Origin of the sequence: Veillonella magna DSM 19857 (genome assembly GCF_000428745.1) — a bacterium.
Taxonomy (GTDB): domain Bacteria; phylum Bacillota; class Negativicutes; order Veillonellales; family Veillonellaceae; genus Veillonella_A; species Veillonella_A magna.
In genome coordinates, this window is sequence record NZ_AUAN01000012.1 from 40,140 (window position 1) to 46,139 (window position 6,000).

2 protein-coding genes are annotated in these 6,000 nt (G+C 42.9%); one reads left to right on the forward strand and one right to left on the reverse strand.

Going from position 1 to position 6,000, the window contains the following annotated elements:
* Positions 1–326 precede the first annotated feature (326 nt).
* Positions 327–4,265, reverse strand: coding sequence for a YadA-like family protein (locus G344_RS11470; protein WP_051245777.1), 3,939 nt, complete (start codon positions 4,263–4,265; stop codon positions 327–329).
* Between the two features lie 1,154 nt (positions 4,266–5,419).
* Here G344_RS11470 and G344_RS0105455 point away from each other — a divergent pair.
* Entirely contained in the window at positions 5,420–5,851 is a 432-nt protein-coding gene (locus tag G344_RS0105455; RefSeq protein ID WP_028255327.1) for a hypothetical protein, read from the forward strand.
* The last annotated feature ends 149 nt before the right edge of the window (positions 5,852–6,000 follow it).

Genomic DNA, 6,000 nt, shown 5'->3' on the forward strand with positions numbered 1-6,000 from the left:
AAAGTCAGTGATTATGCGATTTTTCTTTTATCTCTTCTGTTCTCTCTATCCTAATTTCACTTCTTGCATATGCTATGTCTTTTAATCATCACTAACATAAAAATTATTTTGATTTATAACTTTTACCTAACAATTCGTTAGGTTTGTTTTGAAAATCCACCAAAAAATTTGTTTGGTACACCATTGATATGAGAATTTAGTAAATAAAAAACTCCTGTAGGACAGAGTCTTGATTATACCCATCCTACAGGAGTTTATTTTATTTATTATATATACCCAATCTTCTTTTACAACGTGATCCCACTCACGGTTATAATAGATAGCTACTATTTACCCTTTTCGATAGCAGCTAAACGTTCTCTCAACTCAGCTACCATAGCACGTAACTCTTTCACTTCATCTTCAAATTCAGAAGTAGCTTTCGGCACCTCTCCACTACCGATGCGCCATGTTACACCTAAGTTGGCCATAACATGAGAGTTACCTGCATAAGCAATACCACCGTTAAGCATAGTACGACCATTTACATAATGTGCCGCACCAACAGCAACTGCTTGTTCACCTCGATATGTACCTACACCGGCCATAATCTGTGTCGGTTCTGCCGGATTATAGGCTACCGGTTTAAGAGCAGCAAGAGCCGCATTCATCGCATCGCCTTTACGGCTTTCTTTCCGAAGATCACGAATAGCTTGTGTATTATTGCCAACCTGCTGTTCTACCTGATCGATGCGTTTCGTATTAGTATCTACTTTCTTTTCTACCGCGTATAACTGACCACCGTTTACTGCATCCGTAGAATTCTCAGTTTTATCTCCATTCTCTACATTGGTTAACTTTACAGGAACACTACTATCACGATTTACATCAGTCAATACCTGTACAGCTGCTACATCCTCAGGATTTACCGGCGTCGCAGACTCTTTTACGGAACCGTCCTTATTTAAATCAGACACTTTGTAAATCGTATCACCTATTTTAGTAACGAGATAACCTTCCTTATTATCCTCGGTTACACCGGCTTTAAAGATAGCACTACCGGCTACATTTTTAACTACAGTCGTCTCTTTAGTAACATTTTCTGTACCGGTCTGTCCTTTATCTCCGGTCTCACCTTTAGCTCCCTGATCACCGGTCTGTCCTTTGTCTCCGGTTTCACCTTTGGCGCCTTGTTCACCCCGAGGACCTTGTTCTCCCTGTGGGCCTTGTTCACCGCGTGGGCCCTGTTCGCCCTGTAAGCCTTGTTCACCGCGTGGGCCTTGCTCACCGGTTGCACCTTTGTCGCCCTGTGGACCCTTGTCACCGGTTTCACCCTTAGCACCTTGCTCACCGCGTGGACCTTGGTCGCCGGTCTCTCCTTTAGCTCCCTGGTCTCCGGTTACACCTTTATCTCCGGTTTCACCTTTAGCACCTTGCTCACCGCGCGGACCTTGGTCACCGGTTGCACCTTTATCACCCTGTGGACCTTTATCTCCGGTTTCACCTTTGTCACCTTGTGGGCCTTTGTCTCCGGTTTCACCTTTAAGGCCACGGAAGCTTTCATCATTATTAATCGTTTCTTTATCAAGCCCTACGAAGATAACGTTCTTATTGCCATCTTTTACAGCTTTCGCCAGTAAGCCATCGCCAAAATCAAAGGCAAGATCGTTTACTGTAAAGGACCCTTCATTAGGCGTCACTGCGCTCCCCTTAGTGTAACCGCTGTCTGCTACTTTGCCGCCACTGGAGATGCGAACCGGTGTATTCATTACAGCATACAACTGGCTACCATTAATAGCATCTGTGCTATGTACACCGATAAAGCCCGGGGCCACATTCTGAATACGACGTGTAGCTGTGCCGGAACCCACGCTGACTACACCAACAACTTGATCGCCACCGGCAAATGTATAATTGTGTTCACCATTGCCCATAGAAGTGTAATCATTAGCCGTGCCTTTCGTACGGTCTACATCATCGGCAACATACGCACTGCCGGAGCCTAAAAATACAGAGTTAGCTGCCGTAGTAGTAATGCCATTCCCCAATGCAACTACCTGAGCATTCGTAATAGTATTTTCACTACCAATCGCAATAGAGTTTTCCGCATCGTCAGCTATCCCACTTTCACGCCCCAACACAATAGTATCATCCGAGGTAGATTTTGCTTTGGTACCCACCACGATAGCATTATTTACTTCTTTCTGTTCCGTCTTGCTGCTGGCATCCTGCTGACCTACACCGGCCTCGCTTCCTAAGAACACATTGCCTTGACCTTTAGCCAAACGACCGGCCTTATCACCGATAGCAATATTGCCGACTGCCGTCAACATACTACCGCCATCAAGAGCTTGTAATGAACCGGTGTTTTTTAAATTATCCATCATGACACCGGCACCGTTACCGATAGCTACCATGTTGGAAGATAACGTATTGAGTCCGGCCTGTTCACCGACAGCTACATTGCTGTAGCCCATATTCGCCACTAACGCTCTGTGACCGACAGCTACGTTGTTGCCGCCGCTATTGCTTTGTCCGGCCTGGTATCCGTAGAAAGCATTTCGATTACCGGTACTGTTCATACCGCTTTCAACGCCGGTCATTGTATTTAAAGCACCGGTCACTTCTTTACCGGCCTGTTCACCAATGTACACATTACGAGTGTCGTTATCATTGCCATGACTATTTACACCGGCACCGGAACCAATAAATACCGACTTGGCATTCTTATCAGAGCCTACACCGGTTTCTCTACCGATCGCAATCATTTCATTGCCTACAGTAGTAGCGTTCGCACCGATGGCTACCGCATAATTCACTTCTTTCTGACGAGTCTTGATAGGCGTTGCGCTTTGATTGCCTACACCGGCACCGTCACCGATGAAGGTATTGCCTTCGCCTTTCACCAAACGACCTGCCTTATAACCAACGGCCACGTTGCCGATAGCATTGGCCTGCGCACTACCATCAAGTGCCGTATAGGTATAACCGGGGTCACTCGTTCCTTCTCTTATTAAGTTTTCCATCATATAACCGGCATCGCTACCTATACCCACACTGCGTGCCGCACGGGACTTGTACATCGACATATGACCTACTGCGGTATTGGCTTCGCCTTTACCCTCGTTAAAGGCATGTGAACCTAACGCTGCATTATAGCTTCCCACAACAGCTTCACCGGCATACATACCGAGCAAGGTATTGCTGCTACCATTTCCTAATCGACCGGCTCTGTAACCCCCCACAACATTATGGCTGCCGACCAGACGATCGCCGCTTTCTGCACCTAAGGCTATGTTATAATCGCCAACCATGCCAGGACCGGCACTCGCACCCAATGATGTATTAAACTCACCTTGTACGGCCGTTCCGGCATGATCACCAACGGCTACTTGATTAGAACCTTGTGTTGCACGTCCTGCATAAGGACCTACGGCAATATTATTATCCCCATGAGTACTCATGCCACTGGACTCACCAAGAAAAATATTATTGCTTCCTTGGACCGGTGTAATATCAGCTGCTACATCCTCTTCTTTATCATCCCATCTTGTACCGGCCCGTTTACCGATCATAATATTACCGCTGCCTTGTGCTTGGTACCCTGCTTCGGAGCCGACAAAGAAATTGTCATCGCCTACCGTCTCCATACCGCTTTGATTGCCTAGGTTGATATTTCTTGTACCATGCTGCTCATAACCGGTATTTCCACCGATATGTATGTTCTTAGCACCTTGCTGCGTATAACCGGCTTGCTCACCAATAGCGATCATCATGTCTGCGTCAGCTGCACTGCCACCTGCCGTAGGACCAATCGCTATCGTACTACTACCGGACATATTATCACCGGCATTGGCACCAATCGCCACCACTGCCTCACCGGATGTACTCTTACCGGCATGGTGTCCAATATAAATAGCATTTGTTGCTGTACTCGCCTGATTTTCTTCATTATCTGTAGATATACCACCGGTATTGGCACCGATAGCAATGGTGCCATACGTAGTTGCAGCCGCGCCATTACCGATAGCAATAGCATCCGTAGTTGTCGCCGTCGCATCTACATTGTCACTGCCGGTCATGTACATAGCGATGCGGTTATTAACATCAGCTACTTTGTGCTCCTGTTCAACTGCACTTACCGTAGAGGTTACGCCTAGTGCAGCCGTAAAGGCCGTCCCTACTACCAACGCTGATAATACGCTTTTCGTTAACAATTCTTTCTTTTCGGATGACCCATTCCGAAAAGCTGTCGTAAGAGTTAACTTATTTTTACCCTTTCTCATCGTCATCTCCTAACATGTCCCCAAAACAAAAAAAATACAAAGCACAACCCACTACACTATAGCCAATTTAAAGTATACATAAACCATAGTATATTTCCGTTTCATATTATAACTACACTCATTGGTTTTTGTAAAGATATTTCTAGGTATTTCTAGGTATTTTTTTGATTTCCATAGATAATTAAATATTTTACTTATTTATAACGTTATTCAGCGTAATATAGCGAAAAAGAACAGCGGAAATACTTGTGATTACCGCCGTTCTCTTCTTCTACTACTTGTGCCAACTGCACTCTATATAAATCTCTTCTTTTTTCCGTATAACTCCTCACATACACAAATACCGAGGAAATACATTAACAAGATACATATAGCATCCATGTCCATATACTATATGATACTTAAATAAAAAAGAGCACCTATGCAGTGGGGACAAGAGTGTTGGATATAGCATAGGTACTCTCTCTGTACGGTAATTACTTAAGCCTATATATTTAGGTTGTTGGGAAAAATATATAGAACTATAGCATGTCACGAGGTTGTGAAGATGACACAATACAGTGCTTCAAATAACTACCACAATCATTATACTAAAGAATACATATACATGTAAAGTATTTTTTATAAATTATATTTATTATTTGTTATAACGTTTATACAATTCATGTACTATTATTTACCTATCTATCAACTTCCTTATTTTAATCATATATCTTTTCATACAAATCATAAAGAAACACAGCGGAAGACACCTATGTCAAGGGGTCATTGAATCTGACATAGGTGCCTTCCGCTGTGTGTAGTAATTATTCTATTCTATATATAATTAGAGTGTCGTATCATGTGTGGGAATTATATATAGGGTTATGTCATCGTATTGTGAAAATGACATAGCGAGGAGATAAAATAATTACCTGGTAGTATTATACTAAAGAGTATGTTATTCTGTAAATATATTTTATAAAATTATAATAAATTTTTGTAAAAATAAAATAGTCTCCGTAAGTCATGACGTATAGCATTCATATATAGGACTTTTATAAATCAATACTGAGAGTACGCACTAGCACCGAGAGTAGAATAATGAACAGTTCAAAAGTTACATAGGATAACAACACTTCCTCCTCGTACTTTTAATAGTAAGGAGGGATTATATGATTACCAAACGACTTTCTTCTAATGTGGATAGCATTACGTCTGATAGAATAGACACCGTGTCTAAGAGAAGAAATATATCCGCAGATGAAGCCACCAACACCGATACTTATTTTTCTTACGCGTTACCTACTGGATCGTTATTAGTCCATGAAGATATAATAGACTACGAAATGGAATTACTGGTGCGACATAATGATGGTATTCGTGAAGGAATTGCCATTGGACGTAAGGAAGGATTAGCTGCTGGACGCAAAGAGAGACTGAGTCAAGGGCTAAAGCAAGGACAAGCTGCCGGCAGTCAATTGCGCGCGCAAAAAATGGCCATATCCATGTTGGAGGACAAAGCCTCCATAGCTTTAATTAGCAAATACACCGGCTTATCAGAACAAGAAATCCGTTCCCTCGCAAAAGAACATCATTTACTATAAGATATAAACCACATAACCAAGAGGGCGACTCATGTCTTAGCAGTCAAGTCTTACGAATGAAATGAATAGATAAAAAAGTATCCTACGATAGCTCTTTGAAGCCCGGTCTTACGAAGGGCATTCTGCATAGCTATCGTAGGATACTTTTT